This is a genomic window from Embleya sp. NPDC005575 (assembly GCF_040605455.1).
Taxonomy (GTDB): Bacteria; Actinomycetota; Actinomycetes; order Streptomycetales; family Streptomycetaceae; genus Embleya.
In genome coordinates, this window is the sequence record NZ_JBEXCV010000018.1 from 13,880 (window position 1) to 37,378 (window position 23,499).

A 23,499-nucleotide genomic window follows, 5' to 3' on the forward strand; every position below is an offset into this window, starting at 1 on the left:
CCTGCGGGTGCCGGTGTGCCGGCGAGTCCCCTGCCGGGCGACTCTCATGCCGGGCGACTCACATGCTGGCGATCAACTTCTCCACCCGGTCGTCCACCGATCGGAAGGGGTCCTTGCACAGCACGGTGCGCTGTGCCTGGTCATTGAGCTTGAGATGCACCCAGTCGACGGTGAAGTCGCGCCGCTGCTCCTGGGCCTTCTTGATGAACTCGCCGCGCAGTCGCGCCCGAGTGGTCTGCGGCGGCAGCGATTTCGCCTCGAAGATCTTCAGATCGTTGCCGATCCGGTCGATCTGCCCGCGTCTCTCCATCAGGTAGTAGAGACCGCGGCGCCGGTGGATGTCGTGGTAGGCGAGGTCGATCTGGGCGACCCTCGGCGAGGACATGGGCAGGTTGTGCTTGGCCCGGTACCGCTCGATCAGCTGGTACTTGATCACCCAGTCGATCTCACGCCCGACCAGGTCCAGATTGCCGGAGTCGATCGCGTCGAGCGTGCGCTCCCACAGATCGAGCACCTTCTCCACGGTGCCGGTGCGGATGCCCCGGCGATCCGCGAACTCCTGGGCCTTGGTCAGGTATTCCCGCTGGATGTCCAGCGCGCTGGCCTCGCGGCCGTTGGCGAGCCGGACCTTGCGCGAGCCGGTCATGTCGTGGCTGACCTCGCGGATCGCCCGGATCGGGTTCTCCAGAGTCAGGTCCCGCATGACGATCCCGGCCTCGATCATCCGCAGCACCAGATCGGTGGAACCGACCTTGAGCAGCGTGGTGGGCTCGGCCATGTTGGAGTCGCCGACGATCACATGCAGCCGCCGATAGCGCTCGGCGTCGGCATGCGGTTCGTCGCGCGTGTTGATTATCGGACGGGAACGGGTCGTGGCCGAACTGACGCCTTCCCAAATGTGCTCGGCACGCTGGCTGACGCAGTACACCGCACCACGCGGCGTCTGCAGCACCTTGCCCGCGCCGCACAACATCTGACGGGTCACCAGGAACGGGATGAGCACATCGGCGAGCCGGGAGAATTCCCCGTGCCGCGCCACCAGATAGTTCTCGTGGCAACCGTAGGAGTTGCCGGCGGAATCGGTGTTGTTCTTGAAGAGATACACGTCACCCGCGATGCCCTCTTCGTGCAGCCGCCGTTCGGCGTCGACGAGGAGGCCTTCGAGAATGCGCTCACCGGCCTTGTCGTGCACGACAAGTTCCGGCACCGAGTCGCACTCGGGCGTCGCGTATTCGGGGTGGCTGCCCACGTCCAGATACAGCCGGGCCCCATTGCGTAGGAAGACATTGCTGCTTCGGCCCCACGAAACGACTCGGCGGAAGAGGTAGCGCGCCACCTCGTCCGGGGAGAGCCTGCGCTGCCCCCGGAACGTACAGGTGACGCCGTACTCGTTCTCCAGCCCGAAGATGCGGCGGTCCATGCGGCAACATTACGCCGACGACGTGCCGTTCCGGGACAACTCCGCGTCGGTGGTTTCCACCAAATGGATCACGTTTGAAATCAGCCGGCCCCGACCGGCCAGCAATACCAGCAATCCGAGCCCCGCGCCGACGCCCGCGACCGCGAACGCACCCCGCGCGCCGGCCACTTCACCGGCCCAGCCGGCCAGCCCCATGCCCAGTGCCGAACCCGCCCCGATCGCCGCCACCAGCCACGCGAACGCCTCGGTCACCGTGCCGCGCGGCGCCAACTCGTCGATCAGCGTGAACACACAGGCGATCGCCGGCGCCAGGAACACCCCGGAGAGCACCGCGAGCGGCACCATCACCCACGGCCCGGGCACCGCCGTCAGCGGCAGGTAACACACCGTCAGCCACAGCATGAACCACAACAACCGCCTGGCCGGCGGGGTCCGCCAGGCCCGCACCCCGTGCACCAGACCGCCCAGCAGCGCGCCGAAGGACATCGCCGCCAGGAACACCCCGGACAACGCACCGGAACCCTCGTGGTCCGCGTAGGCCACCGCCGCGACGCTGAGCACGCCCAGCGCGATGCCCGCCAACGTGAACGCGACCAGGACCACCCGCAGGCCGGCCGAGCGCAGCGCACCCGCCCAGTGCGGGGTGTGCTGCTCACCGCGCCAGATCCGGGAGGGTCGCGCGGTGGCCACGATCACGGTGCCCACCACCCCGATCAGCCCGGTCAGGAGCACGGCCAGCTGCGCCGAGGCCAACTGCACCACGACCACCACGATCAGCGGCCCCACGGTGAACAGGATCTCCTGCGCGGCGGCGTCCAGAGCGTAGGCCGCCTGCACCCGCTCGGGAGTGAGCACCGAGGGCCACAACGCGCGCAGTCCCGCCTCCAGGGGCGGCGTGGTGAAGCCCGCGATCAGCACCGAGGCGACCGCGAGCGGCAGCGGATACGCGCCCACCAGCGCGAAGACCGCGTAGGCCAGCGCCGAGACCACCGCCGAGCCGAGCAATACGCCGGTCTGCCCACGCCGATCCATCCACCGACCCAGCACCGGCTGCCCGGCCGCACCGGCCAGGCCGTAGACCGCGGACAGCGCGCCCGCGAGCCCGTAGCCACCGCCGTCGGCACGCACCAGCAACAGCACGGCCAACGCGCCCATCCCGTTGGGCAGTCGGCCGAACAGCGTGCCGCCGAGCAGCCGCGCCGCGTACGGCACCCGAAGCAGGTCCAGATAGGTCCGCATCCGCGGTACCGCCCTCCCGTGCCGCGGCAGGCACGCTCCGATCAATTCGACAAGCCATCCCACGTCATACGTATGACTCTCAGCCACCACTGTGCCGTCGGGCCGACACGATGGCAAGTCGGTTCTACGCTGGGCCCGCACCGTCCCCGACACCGTCCGAGGTCCCCTTGCCGTCGCCCCAGCCCCCCGCCGGTCGCCCGACCAGCAAGGACGTCGCCAAACACGCCGGCGTGTCGCAGTCCACCGTGTCCCTGGTACTCGCCGAGAAATGGCGCGGCCGGGTCTCCCCCGCCACCGTCGAGGCGGTCCGCGACGCGGCCTCGGCGCTCGGCTACCGGCCCAACAGCTCGGCCCGCTCGCTGCGCCTGGGCCGCACGCACACGGTGATGCTCGTGGTGCCCGTGCTCACCTCGCCCTTCTTCGGCGCCGTGCACACCGGGGCGGCGCAGGTCGCGGCCGAACGCGACTTCGGCGTGGTGGTCTACCCCACCCGCGACGGCGTCGACCTGACCCCGAACCCGTTCTCCTCAGCCGCCATCGACGGCGTGCTGGCCTCCTCGATGGCCGCCGAACCGCTGGACGTGCTGCGCTCGGCCGGACCCGGCACCGAGGACCTGCCGCTGGTGATGCTGGACAGCGAACCCGGGCGTGGCGTGCCGACCGTGAACGACGACGTCGCCGACGGCATGCGCACCCTCGCCGAATACCTGGTCGGCCTCGGCCACCGCCGGGTCGCCCGGCTGCGCTCCGCCGTGCAGACCTGGACCTTCCGGGCCCGGGACACCGCCTTCCGGACCGCGCTCGGGCCCGCCGAGGTGGTCGCCGAGGCCATCGCGCCGCTGACCCTGGAGGGCGGGCGCGAGGCCGCCCTGACGCTGCTCGCCTCGCCGGCCCGGCCCACCGTGCTGGTGTGCGACGACGACCTCCAGGCGGCCGGCGCCTACAAGGCGGCCCGCGCGCTCGGTCGCCGGGTGCCCGAGGACGTGTCCGTCACCGGCTTCGGCGACCTGCGCTACGCACGCGTGGTCGAGCCGGAGCTGACCACCGTGCGACTGCCCGCCGTCGAACTGGGCGCGCGCGGCATGACCGCGCTGCTCGACCTGCTGGACACCGGCGACGCGGGCCCGGACGTGGTGCTGCCCGGCGAGCTGCTGGTCCGCGGCTCGACCGCACCCCCGGCGTCCGGCTGAACCCGCCCTGGGGTTTGTCCGGCGGATCCCGGTGGATCAGGCCGCGTCGTCCGGCGCCGTGCCTCGGCGTGCCGCAGAGGCAGCCGCCACAGTGGGCCCCAGACGCGTCAGGGCCCGCGCACCGACGCGGTACGCGGGCCCTGTGACGTGCGCGGGACTACTCTTCGCCGGGCTCCGGCGTGGCCTCGGGCGCGGTCTGACCCGCCCGCTCCTCGGCAGCCTCGACCGCCTCGGCGGCCGGCTCCGCCTCGCCGAGCAGGCGGGTCAGCTGACCGCCCACCAAGCGCTTGAACTTGCGCTGCTGCGGCCGGGTCCGGTCCAGCGTGGCGACCTCCAACTGGGAGGCCGTGATCGAGCGCTTCTCGCCGACGCCGTCGCGCGAGAGCGCGTCGACCGCGACCTTGAGCGCGGCCTCCAGGGTGAGCCCCTCGCGGTGGTGGCGCTTGAGCTGGTCGGTGATCTGCTCGACGTTGCCGCCCATGGCGACGTAGTTGTGCTCGTCGGCCACCGAGCCGTCGTAGGTGAGCCGATAGATCTGATCGTCCTCGGGCGCGCTGCCGACCTCGGCGACGATGAGCTCCACCTCGTACGGCTTCTCACCGCCGCTGGAGAAGATCGTGCCCAGCGTCTGGGCGTACACGTTCGCCAACCCGCGGGCGGTGACGTCGTTGCGCGCGTACGAGTAGCCGCGGATGTCGGCGTAGCGCACGCCGCCGATCCGCAGGTTCTCGAACTCGTTGTACTTGCCGACCGCGGCGAACGCGATGCGGTCGTAGATCTCACTGATCTTGTGCAGGGCGCGAGAGTAGTTCTCCGCCACGAACAGGATGCCGTCCGCGTAGGTCAGCACGACCACACTGCGGCCGCGGGCGATGCCCTTGCGGGCATAGTCGGCCCGGTCCGCCATGGCCTGCTGCGGCGACACATAGAAGGGCGTCGTCACCGTGGAGTCCTTTTCGTCGGAGCCGGTCTCGAAGGGTCGGCTGGTCGGGTCCTCGACATCGGGGTCACGTCAGCGGCGCGGTCGGGCCGTTGGGGTCGTCCATCCGGGCGTCGACCACGGTGCGGACGATCTCGCCGACTTCCTCCGAGGTGAGCCGGCGGATACCGTCCTCGGTCACCAGTGTCACCACCGGGAAGATCCGCCGGGTCAGGTCCGGCCCGCCGGTGGCGGAGTCGTCGTCGGCCGCGTCGTAGAGCGCCTGGATGCACACCGTCACGATGTCGTCGGCGTCCAGGCCGGGGCGGTACAGCTTCTTCAGCGCGCCTCGGGCGAACAATGAGCCCGAGCCCACCGAGTGGAAGCCGTGCTCCTCGGATCGGCCACCGGTGATGTCGTAGCTGAAGATCCGCCCGACCCCGCCGTCCACGTCGAAGCCGGCGAACAGCGGCACCACAGCGAGACCCTGCATGGCCATCCCGAGGTTGCCGCGGATCATCTGCGACAGCCGGTTGGCCTTGCCCTCCAGGGACAGCGTGGTGCCCTCGATCTTCTCGTAGTGCTCCAGCTCGACCTGGAACAGCCGAACCATCTCGACCGCGAGGCCGGCGGTGCCGGCGATGCCCACGACCGAGTACTCGTCGGCCGGGAACACCTTCTCGATGTCCCGCTGTGCGATCAGGTTCCCCATCGTGGCCCGCCGGTCGCCGGCCATCACCACGCCACCGTCGAAAGTCGCGGTCACGATCGTCGTGCCGTGCGGCGCCTCGATCGTCACGGGCTGCACCGGAGGCGTCCTACGCGCGGGCAACAGCTCGGGCCGGTAGGCGTCGAGAAATTCGGCGAACGAGGACGACCCGGGGGTCAGGAAGGCAGCCGGTAGACGCCCGGTGCCACGAGTGTTGGCTTCCACACGATCCCTTCCACATAGGTTGCGGCCCGGCGCAACGCGTCGGGTCGATCCTTGAACATGCCCAGTGCGGCATTGCAGTTGAAGCAGAGTACGGCTCGGACCCTACCGGTTTCGTGATCATGATCGACGTGTTCGAGCTTGGTTGGCCGACAGATCGGACATACGCCCATTTGGCCTGCGATCATGCGCTGCGGGTCGGCCTCGGTGAGACCGTATTCGCGCACGAGGCGGCCGGCCCGGCCATCGACTTTACGACAGGATTTACAGCGCGCCGCGGGGCCGTCCCATTGTCGGGAACTTTTATGCCATTCGGAATGCGGTTTGATCTGTTCACACTTCGGGCAACGCTTGTGGCCGTCGGGGACATCGATCCTGGGACGCACCTTGAGACCCGCACGTTCCCTGCGGGCACGATACGAAATCGCCGCGCACTTTCGATTGCACACCCGACAATAGAATGAAAGCCCGTCAGGACTCGTCGCGTTGGATCCGAAGTCCTGAGCGGGCTTCCATTCCTTACAGTCGGGGCAATCTTGCCCGATCTCAAATCGGACATTTACTCCTATTCACCCCCCTTTTGGACAAATCCCCTCACGAATTCCTCGGCGTTCTCCTCAAGCACCTCGTCGATTTCGTCCAATACCGAGTCGACGTCATCCGTCAGCTTCTCGTGTCGTTCCTGCACGTCGGACTGTGCCTCGGCAGTGGTCTCCTCGACCTCTTCCGAGCGCTTAGTCGCGCGCTGTTGTCCGCCGCTGTCCTTAGTGGCCATGTCACTCACCCCACCTTGTGATCATTTCCTTGAACCGGTGCCTATCCATTCCCCGGAGCATCCACACCCCCGATCCCGAAGGATCGGGGGTGTAAGTGCCAACGAGTGTCGGATGCCAGGTGTTCCGGAAGGGGATTTATCCGTTCATTCGCTTTGTTCCCGCGAACGAACGAGGTCATCCACCCGTGAGGGCGCGGACCAGATCCTCGGCTGTGCGGCAGCGATCGAGCAGGTCCTTCACGTGGGCCTTCGTCCCGCGCAGCGGTTCCAGGGTTGGTACCCGCTGGAGCGAGTCGTGACCCGCGACATCGAAGATCACCGAGTCCCACGACGCGGCGGCGACCTCGTCGGCGTACTGCTCCAGACATCGACCGCGGAAGTAGGCCCGCGTGTCCTCCGGCGGCAGGTGCACGGCGCGCTGCACCTCGGCCTCGCCGGCGATCCGCTCGAAACGGTCCTCCAGCTTGTTGTACAGGCCCTTGTCCGGCCGTACGTCCGCGTACTGGAGGTCGACCAGGTGCAGCCTCGGCGCGTCCCAGTCCAGCGCGTCACGCTGCCGGTAGCCCTCCAGGAGCTGGAGCTTGGCCACCCAGTCCAGCTCGCGCGCGAGCGACATCGGATCGGCCTCCAGCCGGGTCAGCACCGACTCCCAGCGGTCGAGCACGTCCGTGGTGTCCTCGTCGACGTCCTTGCCGAACCGATTCTCGACGTACTTGCGGGCCAACTCCAGGTATTCCAGCTGGAGCTGGATCGCGGTCAGTTTGCGGCCGTTGCGCAGCGTGATCAGCTGCTTGAGGGTGGGGTCGTGGGAGACCTCGTGCAGCGTGCGCACGGGCTGGTCCACGGTCAGGTCGTTGCCGAGAAAACGATCCTCGATCATCGACAGGACCAGCGCGGTGGTGCCGAGCTTGAGGTAGGTGGACACCTCGGACAGGTTTGCGTCACCGATGATCACGTGCAGGCGCCGATACTTCTCGGCGTCCGCGTGCGGCTCGTCGCGGGTGTTGATGATCGGCCGCTTGAGCGTGGTCTCCAGGCCGACCTCGACCTCGAAGTAGTCCGCCCGCTGGCTGATCTGGAAGCCGTGCGCGGAGCCGTCCTGGCCGATGCCCACCCGGCCCGCTCCGCAGATCACCTGCCGGGAGACGAAGAACGGGGTCAGATGCCGGACGATGTCGGCGAACGGCGTGGCGCGCTGCATGAGGTAGTTCTCGTGCGTGCCGTAGGAGGCGCCCTTGTTGTCGGTGTTGTTCTTGTACAGCAGGATTTGCTGCCCGCCGGGCAGCTCGCCGGCCCGCCGCGCGGCCTCGGCCATGATCCGCTCGCCGGCCTTGTCCCAGATCACCGCGTCACGCGGGTTGGTGGTCTCGGGCGCGCTGTACTCCGGGTGGGCGTGGTCGACGTAGAGCCGCGCACCGTTGGTCAGGATCACGTTGGCGAGACCGACGTCCTCGTCGGTCAGCTGGCTGGAGTCGGCCAGCTCTCGCGCAAGGTCGAACCCGCGCGCGTCGCGCAGCGGATTTTCCTCCTCGAAGTCCCAGCGGGCCCGGCGAGCCCGCTGCATCGCTGCGGCGTACGCGTTCACGATCTGGGAAGACGTCAACATCGCGTTGGCGTTCGGATGACCGGGTACGGAGATCCCGTACTCGGTTTCAATGCCCATCACACGCCGGACGGTCATGCGACCCCCTCGTCCCTCACCCGGCCGGTACCCGATCCACACTCTCCGTGATCCGGGTACACCCTGGTCATGCTGCCGAGCCTATTGCCGTTGGATTGCCTTGGGGATACGGCCGGAACTATTGCCCTGTGCGGAAATGTCGTCCCGGCACGGCGCCGCGGCCCGTGTTCGACCTGAACACGGGCCGCGGTGTCGGTGGTCAATCGGTACTCGATCGGGATCAGAGGTACTGACCGGTGTTGGCCACGGTGTCGATGGAGCGCCCGGCCTCGTCGCCCTGCTTGCCCGAGACCAGAGTGCGGATGTAGACGATCCGCTCGCCCTTCTTGCCGGAGATCCGCGCCCAGTCGTCGGGGTTGGTGGTGTTGGGCAGGTCCTCGTTCTCCTTGAACTCGTCGACGCACGCGGCGAGCAGGTGGGCCACCCGGATGCCCTTCTGGCGGTGTTCCAGGAAGTCCTTGATCGCCATCTTCTTCGCGCGACCGACGATGTTCTCGATCATCGCGCCGGAGTTGAAGTCCTTGAAGTACAGGGTCTCCTTGTCACCGTTGGCGTAGGTGACCTCCAGGAAACGGTTCTCGTCGTTCTCCGAGTACATCCGCTCCACGGCGACCTGGATCATGCCGGTGACGGTGGCGGCCCGGTTGCCGCCGTGTTCCACCAGGTCGTCGTCGTGCAGGGGCAGCGAGACCTTGAGGTACTTGGCGAAGATGTCCTTGGCCGCCTCGGCGTCCGGACGCTCGATCTTGATCTTCACATCGAGTCGCCCCGGTCGCAGGATGGCCGGGTCGATCATGTCCTCGCGGTTGGAGGCGCCGATCACGATGACGTTCTCCAGGCCCTCCACGCCGTCGATCTCGGACAGCAGCTGCGGGACGATGGTGTTCTCCACGTCCGAGCTGACGCCCGATCCTCGGGTGCGGAAGAGCGAGTCCATCTCGTCGAAGAAGACGATGACGGGCGTGCCCTCGCTGGCCTTCTCCCGAGCCCGCTGGAAGACCAGACGGATGTGCCGCTCGGTCTCGCCGACGTACTTGTTGAGCAGTTCGGGGCCCTTGATGTTGAGGAAGTAGCTCTTGCCCTGTTCGTTGCCCTGGGCCTCGGCAACCTTCTTCGCGAGCGAGTTGGCGACCGCCTTGGCGATCAACGTCTTGCCGCAGCCGGGGGGGCCGTAGAGCAGGATGCCCTTGGGCGGGCGGAGCTCGTGCTCCTTGAACAGGTCGGGGTGCAGGTAGGGCAGCTCGACCGCGTCCCGGATCATCTCGATCTGGTTCCGCAGACCGCCGATCTTGGTGTAGTCGATGTCCGGGACCTCTTCGAGGACCAGTTCCTCGACCTCGCTCTTGGGAACCCGCTCGTAGACGTATCCCGATCGGGAATCGAGCAGCAGCGAGTCCCCCGCACGCAGCGGGGAGTCCAGGAGCGGTTCGGCGAGGCGCACCACGCGCTCCTCGTCGGTGTGCCCGATGACCAGCGCTCGTTCGCCGTCCTCCAGCAGCTCCTTGAGCATCACCACGTCGCCGACTCGCTCGAACTCCATCGCGTCGACCACGTTCATGGCCTCGTTGAGCATGACCTCTTGGCCACGCCGGAGTTCGTCGAGTTCGATGTTGGGGCTGACGTTCACCCGGAGCTTGCGCCCGCCGGTGAAGATGTCCGCCGTGCCGTCCTCGTTGGCCTGTAGGAACACGCCGAACCCCGAGGGGGGTTGGGCGAGTCGGTCCACTTCCTCCTTGAGGGCCACGATCTGGTCGCGGGCCTCCCTCAAGGTCGCGACCAATCGCTCGTTCTGTGTGGTCATGCCGGCCAAGGACGCCTGAAGATCGACGACCCGCTCCTCGAGCAAACGGCTCTGGCGCGGTGAGTCGGCGAGCTTGCGACGCAGGACGGCGACTTCCTGCTCTAGAAAAGAAACCTGGCTTACGAGGTCGTCCGTACCCCGAGCCGGCCTCCCACCACGGTTCATGTCGTCGTCGTGGACTGCCACGGCCCTCACCTCCTCCTGGGAGCTGCGACGTCTCCGACCCTACCTACGGCAGGAGGGGTTGAAACCCCTTGATCAGCAAGACTGTCCGGGCGTGTCCGATCTTCACCCGTGCGATTGCCCCCACGCTTGTGAGGATCAGATACCCACCTCATGACCTCGGGAAGCAGGCGCGAGTAGGGTCTGTCGGGCGCATGTCGATACGAATCGGTGAAGAGTGAGGCCCCATGTCCGCAGAAAACGAACCCCTCGAGGTCTGGATCGATCAGGATCTCTGCACCGGGGACGGCATCTGCGTCCAATACGCACGAGAGGTCTTCGAGCTGGACATCGACGGGCTGGCGTACGTCAAGGGTGCCGACGACGAGCTGCGCACCGAGGCGGGCGCGGTGGTCCCGGTCCCCGGACCACTGGTCGCGGAAGTGATCGACGCCACACGCAAGTGTCCGGGCGAATGCATCCACATGCGCCGGGTTTCCGACGGTGTCGAGGTGTACGGGCCGGACGTAACCTGAATTCCGCTTCGTACGCCGGTGTCTGGCGACGCGTCAGATCCGCTCGGCACCGAGCGCGGTGAGTCGCCAACGGAGTGTTCCGACCACATCGGGGCAGCAACGGGGCCCGTCCGGAACGGACCAGCCCAGAGTACCGGCGGTGATCGTGTCGCCGCTGCGGGTGATGTCGCTCACCACGAGGCCTTCGCCGGTGTCGAGCAGGGTGGCCACCAGTCGGGGCGGGCCGGTGTCCGCGGCTGCATAGGCCAGCAGCGCGGCGGGCGGGGTTCCGGAGCCGGCCGCGCACGCGACCCGAACCACGGTGGGACCGGTGGGGTCGGTCAGCACGGTCTTGATCTGCGTTCCCACGCCCGGGCAGTCGAGCGGGAACACGACGTTCGCGAGCTCCGCCTCGGTCGGGCCGCCGGTGGTTCGGCTGCGGCTGCCGGCGAGCGGCACGGTCTGCACGACCTCGGGGGCGTGGACGAGCGGTTGACCCTGATTCGACGTGTTCGCGGCGTTCTCGCCGGGTTGGATGGTGCGCGGCGCGGCCGGCGGGTCCTGCTGGTTGGGGCGGTGCCTGGCCGGTGCGGTGACACCCGGCACGCCGCCGTCGAGCGAGGCCGCGGCCCATATCACCAGGCCGGTGCCGACGATGAAGACGAACACTATGGCCGCGGTGGCGAAGGCTATGCCGGTGCGGACGTCGGGGACCTCGATGTGCCTGGGCACGCTGTCGGGTGGTGCGTCGGTGGTCACGAGCCCGCGGGTACTGTCGCCGCGCGCGGGCCGGGTTTCGAAGTGATCGTCCGCCACGGTGGACGACCCTATGCGGCGGGCCGGGTCCTGGTATAGAGTCCCGGCCCGCCTTGTCTCAACCATTGCCTGACGATGGGTCAGGATTCGAGTGGGGCACCGGCTTCCGCGCCGGGGCCGGCGTAGTCGTCGCCGTAGGAGCCCTTGGACGGGCGGCGCCGGCGCAGCGGCGGCTCGACTCCGTCGGCGAGACGCCGGGCGGTGACGAGGAAGCCGGTGTGCCCGATCATCCGGTGGTCGGGGCGGACCGCGAGACCCTCGACGTGCCAGGAGCGGACCATCGACTCGAACGGCTGCGGCTCGGTGAAGCAGTTCATCACGCGCATGGTCTCCACGGTGCGCGAGAGCTGCGTGGTGGTGGCCACGTAGCAGCACACCAGGCCGCCGGGGGCGAGGGCCTTGTAGACCGCGTCCAGGCATTCCCAGGGCGCGAGCATGTCGAGGATCACCCGATCCACCCCGGTCTCCACGAGGTTGTCCTGGAGGTCGCCGACGGTGAGCTTCCACGCGGGGTGAGGGGCGCCGAAGTAGCGTTCGACGTTCTTGCGGGCGATGTCCGCGAAGTCCTGTCGACGTTCGTAGGAGGCGAGCTGCCCGGTGTCGCCGATGGCGCGGAGCAGGAAGGTGCTCAGCGCGCCGGAGCCGACGCCGGCCTCGACGACGCGGGCGCCGGCGAAGATGTCGGCCATCGCGAGGATCTGGCCGGCGTCCTTCGGGTAGATCACCGCGGCACCGCGGGGCATGGACAGGACGAAGTCGGGGAGCAGAGGTCGCAGCGCGAGGTAGTCGGTGTTCCCGGTGGACCGTACGACGGTCCCTTCGGGAGCACCGATCAGCGCGTCGTGTTGAAACGAGCCCTTGTGGGTGTGGAACGCCTTGCCCGCTTCGAGCGTGAAGGTGTGGTGGCGGCCCTTGGGATCGGTCAGCTGAACCTGGTCCCCGACCTGGAAGGGTCCGCGCCTGCGCGCGGCACCGGTCGGTTCGGACATGGGGGTCAGCCTAGTCGGTCGTGGGCGACGCTCGGACGTGTGGGTGCGGGCCCCGTGGGGGTCAAACCCGGACTCGGTTGCATAGCATCTTGCACGTGACTGATTCGAGCAGGCCGCAGGGACGCAGGATGCGGCGGGATGACGCTCCGCGCCGGGAACCGAGGCGTGGCCTGCTCATGGGGCGCCCCTTCGGGGTGCCGGTCTACGTCGCTCCGACGTGGTTCGTGATCGCCGCGGTGATCACGGTGTTGTTCGCGCCGACCTTCGAGAGCCTGTTCCCGGATCTGGGTCCGTGGCGGTTCGTGTTGTCGTTCGGCTTCGCGGTGCTGCTGTACGTGTCGGTCCTGGTGCACGAGTTGGCGCACGCGGTGACGGCGCTGCGGTTGGGCCTGCGGGTGCAGCGGATCACCATTCAGTTCCTGGGCGGGGTGTCCGAGATCGACAAGCCGGAGACGGCCCGGCACGAGTTCCTGGTGTCCGCGGCGGGCCCGGCGTTGTCCCTTGCGCTCGGTGGCGGGTTCTGGCTGATCGGCCTGGCCTTGGACGTGGACACGTTGGCGGGGCGGATGATCGCCTTGCTGGCGGTGTCCAATCTGCTGGTGGCGGCGTTCAATCTGCTGCCAGGGCTGCCGTTGGACGGTGGCCGGATGTTGCGGGCGGTGGTGTGGCGGGTCAGCGGGCGGCCGCTGGCGGGCACCATCGCCGCGTCCTGGGCCGGGCGGGTGCTGGCCGTGGTGGTGCTGGTCGCGGCAGCGGTGTGGTCACTGGGGGCGGACGCGGGGGCGCGGACGTACACGCTGATCTTCGGTGCCCTGGTGGCCGGATTCATGTGGGCGGGCGCGGTGCAGTCGCTGCGCGCGGAGCGGCTTCGGGAGCGGTTGCCGGAGTTGCGGGTGCGGTTGTTGACCCGGCGGGCGATTCCGGTGGCGGCGGATGTGCCGTTGTCGGAGGGGTTGCGGCGGGCGCACGAGGAGGGCGCGCGCGGGTTGGTGGTGGTGGACGGGGGTGGCGAACCGGTGGGACTGGTGCGCGAGGCCGCGGTGTTGGCGACGCCGGAGCATCGCCGGCCGTGGGTGGCGGTGGGGACCCTGGCGCGGGACCTGGTGCCGGGGATGAAGGTCGACGCGGATCTGGCCGGGGAGGATCTGTTGGTGGCGATGCGGGCGGCGCCGGCGAGTGAGTACCTGGTGGTGGAGCGGGACGGCGGGGTGTACGGGGTGCTTGCTCGGACGGATGTCGAGCATGCGTTTTTGGCCATGATGCGGGGTTGATGGCGGGGTTCTTCGGCCTCGATCGCCGGCCGGGCCACTTGGCCTCACCCGCCGGCCGGGCTGGATGGTTTGCTTGGCAGGGCGTCGCTGTTGCGGTGAGTGGTGCCGGGCCTTCTTTGGCCTCGAACGCCGGGCGGGCCGGGGCCGCGTGGGTCAGGGGGTTGGAGTGATGGTGATGGTGTAGCGGCCGTCTTTGGCAGTGGTGATTCCGGCCGTGTTGTTGCGGGTGTCGGTGTGGGTGCGGCCGGGGCCGGTGATCTGGATGGTCGGGGGCTTGGCGTAGACGTCCTTGGGGAGGGCGATCTCGGTGGGGCCGTCGACACCTCGGTGGGTGGTGAAGGTCAGCGTGTAGGTGCGGGTGTCCGGGTCGTAGCGGTAGCTCTCCGGGTTGCCGGCCACCGCGCGCGGTCCGGCGTGCGGCCGGGCCGGTCGCCGTGCGCGTACGCGGGCGCCGGCAGGCTCGCCGGAAGCAGGCCGGCGGCGACCGCGGCGGCGTACGTGCGGGGGCGGGTAAGGACGCGCATGGGGCCTCCGTCGAGGTACGAAAGGGGTGCCTGGGACTGGCGGTGCCGGGACTCTACTGAGCGGTAGCGCCGATTGACAGGGGCTGCGGCCCCTCGCGCGCACAGGGTGTCTCCCCGCGCGCTTAGGGTGGTCGGCATGAGCGTCAGCCCCTCCGAGACCACCTCCGCCGAGGAGTCCCTCCTGGCCGAGCCCGCCGTCGAGACCGCGAGCGTCGTGGTGCCCGCCCCGGCCGGCGAGCGGGCGCCGCGGCCGCCGGTGTCGCTGTCGCCGTCCCGGGCGGCGGACTTCATGCAGTGTCCGCTGCTGTATCGGCTGCGGGTGATCGACAAGCTGCCGGAGAAGCCGAGCGCGGCGGCGACCCGCGGCACGGTGGTACACACCGTCCTGGAGCGCCTGTTCGACCTGCCCAGCGGCGAGCGCACCCCGGAGCGGGCGTTGGCGATGGTGCGGCCGGCGTGGGACGAGTTGTTGGCCGAGCGCCCGGAGCTGGCCGAGTTGTTCGGCGAGGATGTCGCAGGCTTGGGCACGTGGTTGCGGGACGCGGACAAGCTGGTCGAGCGCTACTTCACGCTGGAGGATCCCAACCGCCTGGAGCCGGCCCGCCGCGAGCTCTATGTGGAGACGACGCTGGACGACGGCCTGGTCCTGCGCGGGATCGTGGACCGCCTCGACGTGGCGCCTGCGGGCGATCTGCGGGTGGTGGACTACAAAACGGGCAAGGCGCCGTCGCCGATGTTCCAGGACAAGCCGCTGTTCCAGATGAAGTTCTACGCGCTGGTGTTGTGGCGCCAACACGGGCGGGTGCCGCGTCGGTTGCAGCTGGTCTACCTCGGCAGCGGCGACGTGATCACCTACGACCCGGACGAGGGCGAGTTGCTGGCGGTCGAGCGCAAGCTGCGGGCGCTGTGGCAGGCGATCGACCTGGCCACCCGGACGGGCGAGTGGCTGCCCAGGAAGTCCAAGCTGTGCGGGTGGTGCGATCACCGGGAGGTGTGCCCCGAGTTCGGTGGCACACCCCCGGTGTATCCGCTGCCGGTGGTGCCGGCGTAGGTCGTCTCACGGGGACGGGGTCGGCCGCGACTCGGACCGGCGGCCCCGGCCCCGGTCAGATCGCGCCGGGACGCACCAGGCCGCTCTCGTACGCGTAGACGGCGGCCTGGACCCGGTCGCGCAGGCCCAGCTTGGTCAACACGTGGCCGACGTGGGTCTTGACCGTGGTCTCGCTGACGTAGAGCTCAGCGGCGATCTCGGCGTTGGACATGCCGCGCGCGACCAGCCGCAGCACCTCCACCTCGCGTTCGGTGAGCATCGCGAGCGTGTCGGGGGTGGGGTCCTCGGCGGAGGGCAGGCGCGCGGCGTACATGTCCAGAAGCCGTCGGGTGATGCTCGGCGCGAGCAGCGCCTCGCCCTCGGCGATCACCCGGATCGCGGTGACCAGGTCGTCGGCGGGCACGTCCTTGAGCAGGAAGCCGCTCGCCCCCGCGCGCAGCGCCTCCACCACGTACTCGTCCAGATCGAACGTGGTGAGCACGAGCACGCGTGCGGTGTTCTCCCCGTCCCGGCCGGAGCCGGCGATCCGTCGGGTGGCCTCGACGCCGTCCATGCGGGGCATGCGGATGTCCATCAGCACGACGTCGGGCTGCAGGGCGCGGACCTGTTCGACGGCCTGTTCGCCGTCGGCGGCCTCGCCGACGACGGCGATGTCGGGCTCGGCCTCCAGGATCATCCGGAAGCCGGTGCGCAGCAGTGGCTGATCGTCGACCAGGATGACGCGGATCGTCATGGGCGGGTCTGCTCCAGTCGGTCGGGGGCGGCACCGTCCGGCGGGGCGGCGGTGTCGGCGGTGTTCGTGGCGGAGAGGGGAATGCGCGCGAGGACCTCGAAGCCGTCCTGGGCCCGGGGTCCCGCGTACAGACGTCCACCGTAGAGGGAGACCCTCTCACGCATGCCGAGCAGGCCGTGTCCGGTGCGGTCGCCGGTGGGCACCGTACTGCCGCCTCGACCGTCGTCGGCGACGCGCACCAACAGTTCGCTGCGGCTGTAGCGCAGCAGCACCCTGGCCTCGGCGGGGCCGGCGTGCTTGAGCGTGTTCGTGAGGGCTTCCTGGACGATCCGATAGGCCGCCAGGTCGATGCCCGGCGGGAGCGCGCAGGGGGCGCCTTCCAGGGAGAGCTCGACCGGAAGCCCGGCCTCGCGGACCTGGGTGACCAGCGTGTCGAGCTGGTCCAGGCCCGGCTGGGGCGCGTTATGGCCCTCGTTGGGGCCGCCCACCGCGTCGGTGCTGTCGCGCAGGATGCCGACCAGGCGGCGCATCTCCACCAGGGCGCCCCGGCCGGTCTGTTCGACCGCGGCCATCGCCTCCTTGGCCCGGTCCGGGTTGCGCGCGACCATCCGCTGCGCGGCGGAGGCCTGCACGGTCATCACCGAGACGTGGTGCGCGACCACGTCGTGCAGCTCGCGGGCGATGCGGCCGCGTTCCTCGGCGATCGCGGCGCGGGTGTCCGCCTCGCGGGTGCGCTCGAGGCGGTCGGCGCGGGCCTCCAGTTCGGCGGTGTAGGCGCGCCGGAAGCCGACGCTGCGGGCGAAGGCCCACACCGCGAACATCGCGGCCATGTTGGCGACCACGTCGAGGAAGACGATGTCGCTGTCGCGCATCACCAGCCACACGATGGTGGCGCTCTCGGTGAAGGCGAGCGCCGCTGCGGCGGGCACGCGGGAGCGGCCGACCGCGACCGCGTACAGCGCGACGATCTGGCCGAGTCCGGCCCCGGCGGATTCGTACTGCGCGCCGGCCAGGATCAGCCCGGCGACGCTGACCCAGATCAGCACGCGCAGCGAGTGTGCTCCACGCCACAGCAGCGGGACGGCGGTGAGCAGCGCGAGCAGGATGCCCCACACGTCCGGGTCGCGGACGTCGCGCATGCCCAGTTCGTGGAAGTACAGGCCGCCCACGGACAGGACGGACAGGAGCACCACCAGGGCCACGTCGAGCAAGGTGGGGCGCGGCCACGGTTGACGTGTGCCGCGGCCGAGTTCGTGGACGATGTCGGCGAGACAGGCACGTGCTCGATCGAGCCCGGGCAGGCATTCGCTCGGTCCGGGTCGGGCTGGGGTCCCGGCGGGGGTGTCCGGGTCGGGGGTCACGGCGCGCACGCTCTTACGGTAGGGCCCGTGGCTGGGGGTTTTGACCCCCTGGGGGCCCGGTCTCGTCCCCTGGGAGGAGCGGTGGGCCGATCTCCTCCTCCGGGCGGAGCCGCGGTCCGTACTCAACGGTCTGGCGGGATGGGCACGGGGATGCGGAGAACGCGAGGGACTTCCCTGAAGCCCTGCTCTCCCCGATCGCCAACACTGGACAACACACGGGGGACCCGGGAACGGGAACCTCGGGGCTGTACTACGGGGGTAGTACGGGGGTCCGAGCTCTTCGGGGTTCGGGCGGAGCACAGCCGACCTCTCGGCGGTCACGGGGACGGGGGAAACCGCCGCCGGGAGGTCGAGCAGGACCGACGGGGAAGCAGTACGGGTCGGAGCACGGGGGCTCCGGCACGGGGGTAACGCAGTACACGCACTACACGGGGAAACGCAGTACACGGGGAACGCGGTACGGGGGAAACACGGGGATGTGGGAGCGGGCGGGCCTTCGGGCCCGTCCGCTCCCACCCGTTTGTACCGGCCCGTGTCGGCCGGCGTCTCGGGCTCAGCGTGCCACGCGGGCCCGGACCAGTTCGCCCAGGAAGGCCAGGTCGACCTCTTCGAGGGATTCCACGACGGTGCGCGTCGGCGAGGCCGGGATCGGCGTCATGCTGGGCACCGCCAGTACGGCGCAGCCGGCCGCCTCGCCGGAGGCGATGCCGGTGGGCGAGTCCTCGACGACCACGCAGGCCCACGGCTGCGCCCCGAGCCGGCGGGCCGCGGTCAGGTACGGGTCGGGGTGCGGCTTGGTGCGGGCGATCTCGTCGCCGGCCAGGGTGAAGCGGAAGTGGTGGGCGCCGATCGAGGGCAACACCGCTTCCACGATCACCCGTTGCGAGGCGGTGACCAGCGCGCAGGGCACGCCGGCCTCGTCGACCTCGGCGAGCAGCCGCTTGGCGCCGGGACGCAGGTCCACGCCGTCGCGCAGCGCGGCGACCATGCCGGCGTTGATCCGGCGTTCCAGTTCGGCGGGCGCGACGTCGAGGCCGGAGACCGAGAGCAGGTAGGCGACGGCGGGCTCCATCGGGCTGCCGAGGAGGTGCTGGGCGTGCTGCGCGGTGAGGGTGAAGCCGAGGTCGGCCATCACGGCGGTCTCGGTGGCGAACCAGTTGCGTTCGGTGTCGACCAAGGTGCCGTCCATGTCGAACAGGACCGCCGCGAGGCCGTGGCCCGGGCGTGATCCGGTCGTGGTCGTGAGCGCTGCCGTCATCGTGTGGCCGCCTGTCCCCCGGTACGGGAAGTCGTGCTGTGGATGGGGTGGGTGTATCTCCTCACGCGGGTTCTCCAGGAGTCGGATCCACCGGTTGGCTCCGGCGGGTCCTCGATTGTGCGGCGCCGTCAGGCATTGGGCAACCGCCGAACGGGGTCGTATACGGAAACGGTGACCGAAGCGGTCACGGCGAGTGGGTCGGCCAGCACCGCGATCGCGGATCGCAGCCGTTCGGGGTCGGTGTGCCAGGCGCTGGGGCCCATCGCCACCACGCCGGCGATCGCGGTGTGGTCGAGCGCCATGGTGAAGGTGACGCTCTCTCGCGCGCGCACGGTGAACCACGGCGCGAGCTTGGCGTCGATGCGCAGCTGTTTGTCCGGGTCGACCTGGAGCAGGTCGAGCGCGGGCACCAGCTCGGCCAGGTGCCCCGCGTTGGGTGCGGCGACCACCAGGGTGCCCTCGGCGGCCAGGATCCGGTGCAGCTCGGCCGGGTTGCGCGGGGCGAACACGTTGAGCACCCGGGCCGCGGCGCCGGTGCGCACCGGTAGCGGGCGCCACGCGTCACACACTGCGGCGCCCATTCGCGGGTGGGCACGGGCGGCCCGGCGCAGTGCGTATTTGGAGATGTCCAGGGCCAGTCCGTACCGGTTCGGCAGCGCGTCGAGCACACGCGCGAGGTGGTGTCCGGTGCCCGCGCCGACATCGACGAGGGTTCCGGGCACCGAGCCCGCGCACGCGGCGGTGAGCGCGTCGCCGATCGGGTCGTAGTGGCCGGCGCCGAGGAAGTCGACGCGGGCGGCGACCATGGCGGCGGTATCGGCGGTGCCCACCGAGCCCGCCCCGGTGAGCAGGTTGACGTAGCCCTGGCGGGCGATGTCGAAGGTGTGTCCGGCGGCGCAGCGCAGGCCGCCGGCGTCCCCCGCCAGATCCGCGCCGCAGTGCGGACAGGCCAGGGTTTCCACGACGTCGCCGAGCATGTGCCTCGTTCGTGCCGCCGGTGCCGGCCGGGGCCGGTGGGCCCCGGCCGTCGCCGGTATGGATGGGTGGGGTGGGTCAGCGGGCGTTGAAGTAGTTCGCCTCGGGGTGGTGCAACACGATCGCGTCGGTGGATTGTTCCGGGTGCAGCTGGAACTCCTCGGACAGCTCGACCCCGATCCGCTCCGGCTTGAGCAGCTCGGTGATCTTGGCCCGGTCCTCCAGGTCGGGGCAGGCGCCGTAGCCGAGCGAGAAGCGCGCGCCGCGGTAGTGCAGCTTGAGCATGCCGTCCAGGTCGTTGGGGTCCTCGCCGGCGAAGCCGAGCTCGGCGCGCACCCGGGCGTGCCAGTACTCGGCCAGGGCCTCGGCGAGCTGGACCGACAGGCCGTGCAGTTCGAGGTAGTCCCGGTAGGAGTTGTCGGCGAACAGCTTGGCGGTGGCGTCGGACAGGCGCGGGCCCATGGTGGCGATCTGGAAGCCGACCACGTCGATCTCACCCGATTCCTCCGGGCGGAAGAAGTCGGCCAGGCACAGGTGCCGGTCGCGGCGCTGGCGCGGGAAGGTGAATCGGGTGCGTTCGTGGCCCGCTTCGTCGAGCACGATCAGGTCGTCGCCCTTGGACACGCACGGGAAGTAGCCGTAGACCACGCCGGCGTCGAGCAGGTTGTCGGTGACGATCCGGTCCAGCCAGTAGCGCAGCCGCGGGCGGCCCTCGGTCTCGACCAGTTCCTCGTAGGAGGGCCCGTCGCCGCCCCGGGTGGGCTTGAGGCCCCACTGGCCCATGAAGGTGGCGCGCTCGTCCAGCCAGGACGCGTAGTCGTTCAGCTGGATGCCCTTGACCACGCGGTCGCCCCAGAACGGCGGGGTGGGCACGAGGTTGTCGATCGCCACGTCCGAGCGGGCGGGCATCTCCTCGGGTTCGGTCTCGATCACCTTGGCGGCGGCCACCTTGCGTCGGCGCAGCGCGGGCAGTTCCACGCCGGGCACGCCGCGCTTGACGCCCATCAGGGCGTCCATCAGGCGCAGGCCCTCGAAGGCGTCGCGGGCGTAGCGGACCTCGCCGGCGTAGATGTCGTACAGGTCCTCTTCGACGTAGGCGCGGGTCAGGGCGGCGCCGCCGAGGATGACCGGGTAGCCGGCGGCCAGGCCGCGGGTGTTCAGCTCCTGGAGGTTTTCCTTCATGATCACGGTGGACTTGACCAGCAGGCCGGACATCCCGATCACGTCGGCGCGGTGTTCCTCGGCGGCGTCAAGGATGGCCGAGACCGGCTGCTTGATGCCGATGTTGACCACGTTGTAGCCGTTGTTGGACAGGATGATGTCGACCAGGTTCTTGCCGATGTCGTGCACGTCGCCCTTGACGGTGGCCAGCACGATGGTGCCCTTGCCGTCCTCGCCCTCGACCTTTTCGATGTGCGGTTCCAGGTGCGCGACGGCGGACTTCATCACCTCGGCGGACTGGAGCACGAAGGGCAGCTGCATCTGGCCGGAGCCGAACAGCTCGCCGACGACCTTCATGCCGGCCAGGAGGGTGTCGTTGATGATCACCAGGGCGCTGCGCTCGCGCAGTGCCTCGTCCAGGTCCTCTTCGAGGCCGGCTCGCTCGCCGTCGATGATCCGGCGCTCCAGCCGCTCGTTCAGCGGCAGCGCGGCCAGTTCCTGGGCGCGGGTGGCCCGCACCGACTTGGCGTCGACGCCCTCGAACAGCTCCAGGAAGCGCTGGAGCGGGTCGTAGCCCTCGCGGCGGCGGTCGTAGACCATGTCGAGGGCGACCTCGCGCTGCTCCTCGGGGATGCGCGCCATCGGCAGGATCTTGCTGGCGTGCACGATCGCCGAGTCCAGGCCGGCTTCGATGCATTCGTTGAGGAAGACCGAGTTGAGCACGATGCGCGCGGCCGGGTTGAGGCCGAAGGAGACGTTGGACAGGCCCAGGGTGGTCTGTACGTCGGGGTGGCGGCGCTTGATCTCGCGGATCGCCTCGATCGTCTCGATGCCGTCGCGCCGGGTCTCTTCCTGGCCGGTGCCGATCGGGAAGGTGAGCGCGTCGATGATGATGTCGGAGACCTTGATCCCCCACTCGCCGGTCAGGGCGGTGATCAGCCGCTCGGCGACCCGGACCTTCCATTCGGCGGTACGGGCCTGGCCCTCCTCGTCGATGGTCAGCGCGACCACGGCGGCGCCGTGTTCCTTGACCAGCGGCATGATCCGGCAAAAGCGCGAGGTGGGGCCGTCGCCGTCCTCGTAGTTGACCGAGTTGACCACGGCGCGCCCGCCGAGCAGTTCCAGGCCCGCTTCGAGCACCTCGGGTTCGGTGGAGTCGAGCATGATCGGCAGCGTGGACGCGGTGGCCAGTCGACCGGCCAGGGCCTTCATGTCGGCGACGCCGTCCCGGCCGACGTAGTCGATGTTCAGGTCGAGCATGTGGGCGCCGTCGCGGGTCTGGTCGCGGGCGATGTCGAGGCAGTCGTCGTAGCGGCCTTCGAGCATGGCTTCGCGGAACGCCTTGGAGCCGTTGGCGTTGGTGCGCTCGCCGACGGACAGGTAGGACAGGTCCTGGCGGAAGGGCACCGACTGGTACAGCGACGCGGCGGCGGGTTCGTGCCGGGGGTTGCGCGGCGTCAGCTCGCGGCCGTGCACGCGCTCGACCACGGCCTTCAGGTGCGCGGGGGTGGTGCCGCAGCAGCCGCCGACCAGGGCCAGGCCGTATTCGCGGGTGAAGGTGTCGTGCGCGTCGGCCAGTTCCTCGGGGGTGAGCGGGTAGTGCGCGCCGTCCTTGGTCAGGATCGGCAGGCCGGCGTTGGGCATCGCGGTGACCCCGATGCCGGCGTGCTTGGCCAGGTGGCGCAGGTGCTCGCTCATCTCGACCGGGCCGGTGGCGCAGTTGAGCCCGATGAAGTCGATGCCCAGCGGTTCCAGGGCGGTCAGCGCGGCACCGATCTCGGAGCCCATCAACATCGCGCCGGTGGTCTCGACGGTGACCTGGGCGAAGATCGGCAGGTCGACGCCGGCCTTCTTCAGCGCGCGCTGCGAGCCGATGATCGAGGCCTTGGTCTGCAGCAGGTCCTGGCTGGTCTCGATGAGCAGGGCGTGCGCGCCGCCGTCGATCAGGCCGGCCGCGTTGATTTCGAACGCGTCGCGCAACGTGGCGAAGGGCACGTGGCCCAGGCTGGGCAGCTTGGTGCCGGGGCCGATCGAGCCGAGCACCCAGCGCGGGCGGTCGGGGGTGGAGTAGCCGTCCGCCACTTCACGGGCGATCCGGGCGCCGGCCTCGGCGAGCTCGTAGATGCGGTCCTGGATGTCGTACTCGCCCAGGTTGCCGAGGTTGGTGCCGAAGGTGTTGGTCTCGACGCAGTCCACGCCGACATCGAAGTATTCCTTGTGCACGTTGCGCACGATGTCGGGACGCGTGACGTTGAGGACTTCGTTGCAGCCTTCGTGGCCTTGGAAGTCGTCCAGGCTCGGGTCCTGAGCCTGGAGCATGGTTCCCATCGCTCCATCGGCGACGACGACGCGGGTGGCGAGTGCTTCGCGAAGCTGCTGCGGGGTGGCTGTCATGAGAATGCGTCTCCGATGGGTGCGACGGCTGTCGGCTTGCCCGGGTCCGTCGAGACGACTCGGGCCAGAGCGCCAGCTTAATGCGATCTGCGTGCGCAGCCCGGTGGCGCGCGGGTGACGTCGCCCACTGGTCACCGAATGCTCACTCCCGCTCACCGGCGCGTTCGGGCTGTGTTTGCGGTTCGGTCGCGGTTCGGTTGCCCGGCGGCGCCCGGATTTCACTGTGGGCGAAGTCGACGCGGGCGGGTCTGGCCGCAGGTGCCTCAACCCGTAATGTGGGGGCCGTACAGCTCTCGCGGCCCCGGGGACGGGTGCCCGCGGCGCACGGATCCC

At 69.6% G+C, this 23,499-nt stretch carries 20 protein-coding genes; 4 read left to right on the plus strand and 16 right to left on the minus strand.

The window, feature by feature from the left end:
- Positions 1-58: 58 nt before the first annotated feature.
- Together pafA and ABZS54_RS08905 are read right to left on the minus strand one after the other, a co-directional pair.
- On the minus strand, positions 59-1,420 hold the full coding sequence (pafA, locus tag ABZS54_RS08900) for a Pup--protein ligase (protein ID WP_355532574.1): 1,362 nt from the start codon (positions 1,418-1,420) through the stop codon (positions 59-61).
- A 9-nt stretch (positions 1,421-1,429) separates the two neighbouring features.
- Complete coding sequence (locus tag ABZS54_RS08905; protein WP_355532576.1) at positions 1,430-2,659, minus strand: MFS transporter; 1,230 nt, start codon at positions 2,657-2,659, stop codon at positions 1,430-1,432.
- 167 nt (positions 2,660-2,826) lie between these two features.
- Between ABZS54_RS08905 and ABZS54_RS08910 the strand changes: the two genes are divergently transcribed.
- Positions 2,827-3,849, plus strand: a complete 1,023-nt coding sequence (locus tag ABZS54_RS08910) for a LacI family DNA-binding transcriptional regulator (protein ID WP_355532578.1) — start codon at positions 2,827-2,829, stop codon at positions 3,847-3,849.
- Between the two features lie 157 nt (positions 3,850-4,006).
- On the opposite strand, the gene prcA is transcribed toward ABZS54_RS08910, so the two are convergent.
- The 6 genes from prcA to arc form a co-directional block, all read right to left on the minus strand.
- Positions 4,007-4,792, minus strand: a complete 786-nt coding sequence (gene prcA / locus ABZS54_RS08915; RefSeq protein WP_355532580.1) for a proteasome subunit alpha — start codon at positions 4,790-4,792, stop codon at positions 4,007-4,009.
- 64 nt (positions 4,793-4,856) lie between these two features.
- A complete protein-coding gene (gene prcB, locus ABZS54_RS08920; RefSeq protein ID WP_355532582.1) occupies positions 4,857-5,702 on the minus strand; it encodes a proteasome subunit beta in 846 nt (281 codons plus the stop codon).
- On the minus strand, positions 5,654-6,085 hold the full coding sequence (locus ABZS54_RS08925; RefSeq protein ID WP_355532584.1) for an endonuclease VII domain-containing protein: 432 nt from the start codon (positions 6,083-6,085) through the stop codon (positions 5,654-5,656). The genes prcB and ABZS54_RS08925 overlap by 49 nt, the downstream gene beginning before the upstream one ends.
- Before the next feature lie 179 nt (positions 6,086-6,264).
- Entirely contained in the window at positions 6,265-6,474 is a 210-nt protein-coding gene (locus ABZS54_RS08930) for a ubiquitin-like protein Pup (protein ID WP_020552042.1), read from the minus strand.
- 175 nt (positions 6,475-6,649) lie between these two features.
- On the minus strand, positions 6,650-8,155 hold the full coding sequence (gene dop / locus ABZS54_RS08935; protein WP_355532586.1) for a depupylase/deamidase Dop: 1,506 nt from the start codon (positions 8,153-8,155) through the stop codon (positions 6,650-6,652).
- A 220-nt stretch (positions 8,156-8,375) separates the two neighbouring features.
- Entirely contained in the window at positions 8,376-10,142 is a 1,767-nt protein-coding gene (gene arc, locus ABZS54_RS08940) for a proteasome ATPase (protein WP_355532588.1), read from the minus strand.
- 224 nt (positions 10,143-10,366) lie between these two features.
- Between arc and ABZS54_RS08945 the strand changes: the two genes are divergently transcribed.
- Positions 10,367-10,654 carry a ferredoxin gene (locus ABZS54_RS08945; RefSeq protein WP_355532590.1) on the plus strand — a complete coding sequence of 96 codons (288 nt, stop codon included), beginning with the start codon at positions 10,367-10,369 and terminating at the stop codon, positions 10,652-10,654.
- 33 nt (positions 10,655-10,687) lie between these two features.
- On the opposite strand, the gene ABZS54_RS08950 is transcribed toward ABZS54_RS08945, so the two are convergent.
- Together ABZS54_RS08950 and ABZS54_RS08955 are read right to left on the minus strand one after the other, a co-directional pair.
- Positions 10,688-11,392, minus strand: a complete 705-nt coding sequence (locus ABZS54_RS08950; protein ID WP_355532592.1) for a hypothetical protein — start codon at positions 11,390-11,392, stop codon at positions 10,688-10,690.
- Between the two features lie 137 nt (positions 11,393-11,529).
- Positions 11,530-12,438 (minus strand): tRNA (adenine-N1)-methyltransferase, encoded by a 909-nt coding sequence (locus ABZS54_RS08955; RefSeq protein ID WP_355532594.1) that lies wholly within the window; start codon positions 12,436-12,438, stop codon positions 11,530-11,532.
- A gap of 176 nt (positions 12,439-12,614) precedes the next feature.
- Between ABZS54_RS08955 and ABZS54_RS08960 the strand changes: the two genes are divergently transcribed.
- Positions 12,615-13,709: a site-2 protease family protein gene (locus tag ABZS54_RS08960; RefSeq protein WP_355532596.1), complete on the plus strand. Its 1,095-nt coding sequence runs from the start codon at positions 12,615-12,617 to the stop codon at positions 13,707-13,709.
- Between the two features lie 153 nt (positions 13,710-13,862).
- Here ABZS54_RS08960 and ABZS54_RS08965 read toward each other — a convergent pair whose 3' ends face one another.
- Entirely contained in the window at positions 13,863-14,108 is a 246-nt protein-coding gene (locus tag ABZS54_RS08965) for a hypothetical protein (protein WP_355532598.1), read from the minus strand.
- Positions 14,109-14,369: 261 nt separating this feature from the next.
- On the opposite strand from ABZS54_RS08965, the gene ABZS54_RS08970 reads away from it, so the two are divergent.
- Positions 14,370-15,284 (plus strand): PD-(D/E)XK nuclease family protein, encoded by a 915-nt coding sequence (locus ABZS54_RS08970; protein WP_355532600.1) that lies wholly within the window; start codon positions 14,370-14,372, stop codon positions 15,282-15,284.
- 55 nt (positions 15,285-15,339) lie between these two features.
- On the opposite strand, the gene ABZS54_RS08975 is transcribed toward ABZS54_RS08970, so the two are convergent.
- From ABZS54_RS08975 to metH, 5 genes are all read right to left on the minus strand, one after another.
- Entirely contained in the window at positions 15,340-16,017 is a 678-nt protein-coding gene (locus ABZS54_RS08975) for a response regulator transcription factor (RefSeq protein WP_020552051.1), read from the minus strand.
- Positions 16,014-17,387, minus strand: a complete 1,374-nt coding sequence (locus tag ABZS54_RS08980) for a sensor histidine kinase (protein ID WP_355532602.1) — start codon at positions 17,385-17,387, stop codon at positions 16,014-16,016. Before ABZS54_RS08980 ends, ABZS54_RS08975 begins: the two co-directional genes overlap by 4 nt.
- A 544-nt stretch (positions 17,388-17,931) precedes the next feature.
- Positions 17,932-18,636, minus strand: a complete 705-nt coding sequence (locus ABZS54_RS08985; protein WP_355532604.1) for an HAD family phosphatase — start codon at positions 18,634-18,636, stop codon at positions 17,932-17,934.
- 128 nt (positions 18,637-18,764) lie between these two features.
- Entirely contained in the window at positions 18,765-19,613 is an 849-nt protein-coding gene (locus ABZS54_RS08990; protein WP_355532606.1) for a putative RNA methyltransferase, read from the minus strand.
- Between the two features lie 76 nt (positions 19,614-19,689).
- Positions 19,690-23,166 (minus strand): methionine synthase, encoded by a 3,477-nt coding sequence (metH, locus tag ABZS54_RS08995; protein WP_355532608.1) that lies wholly within the window; start codon positions 23,164-23,166, stop codon positions 19,690-19,692.
- Between the last annotated feature and the right edge of the window lie 333 nt (positions 23,167-23,499).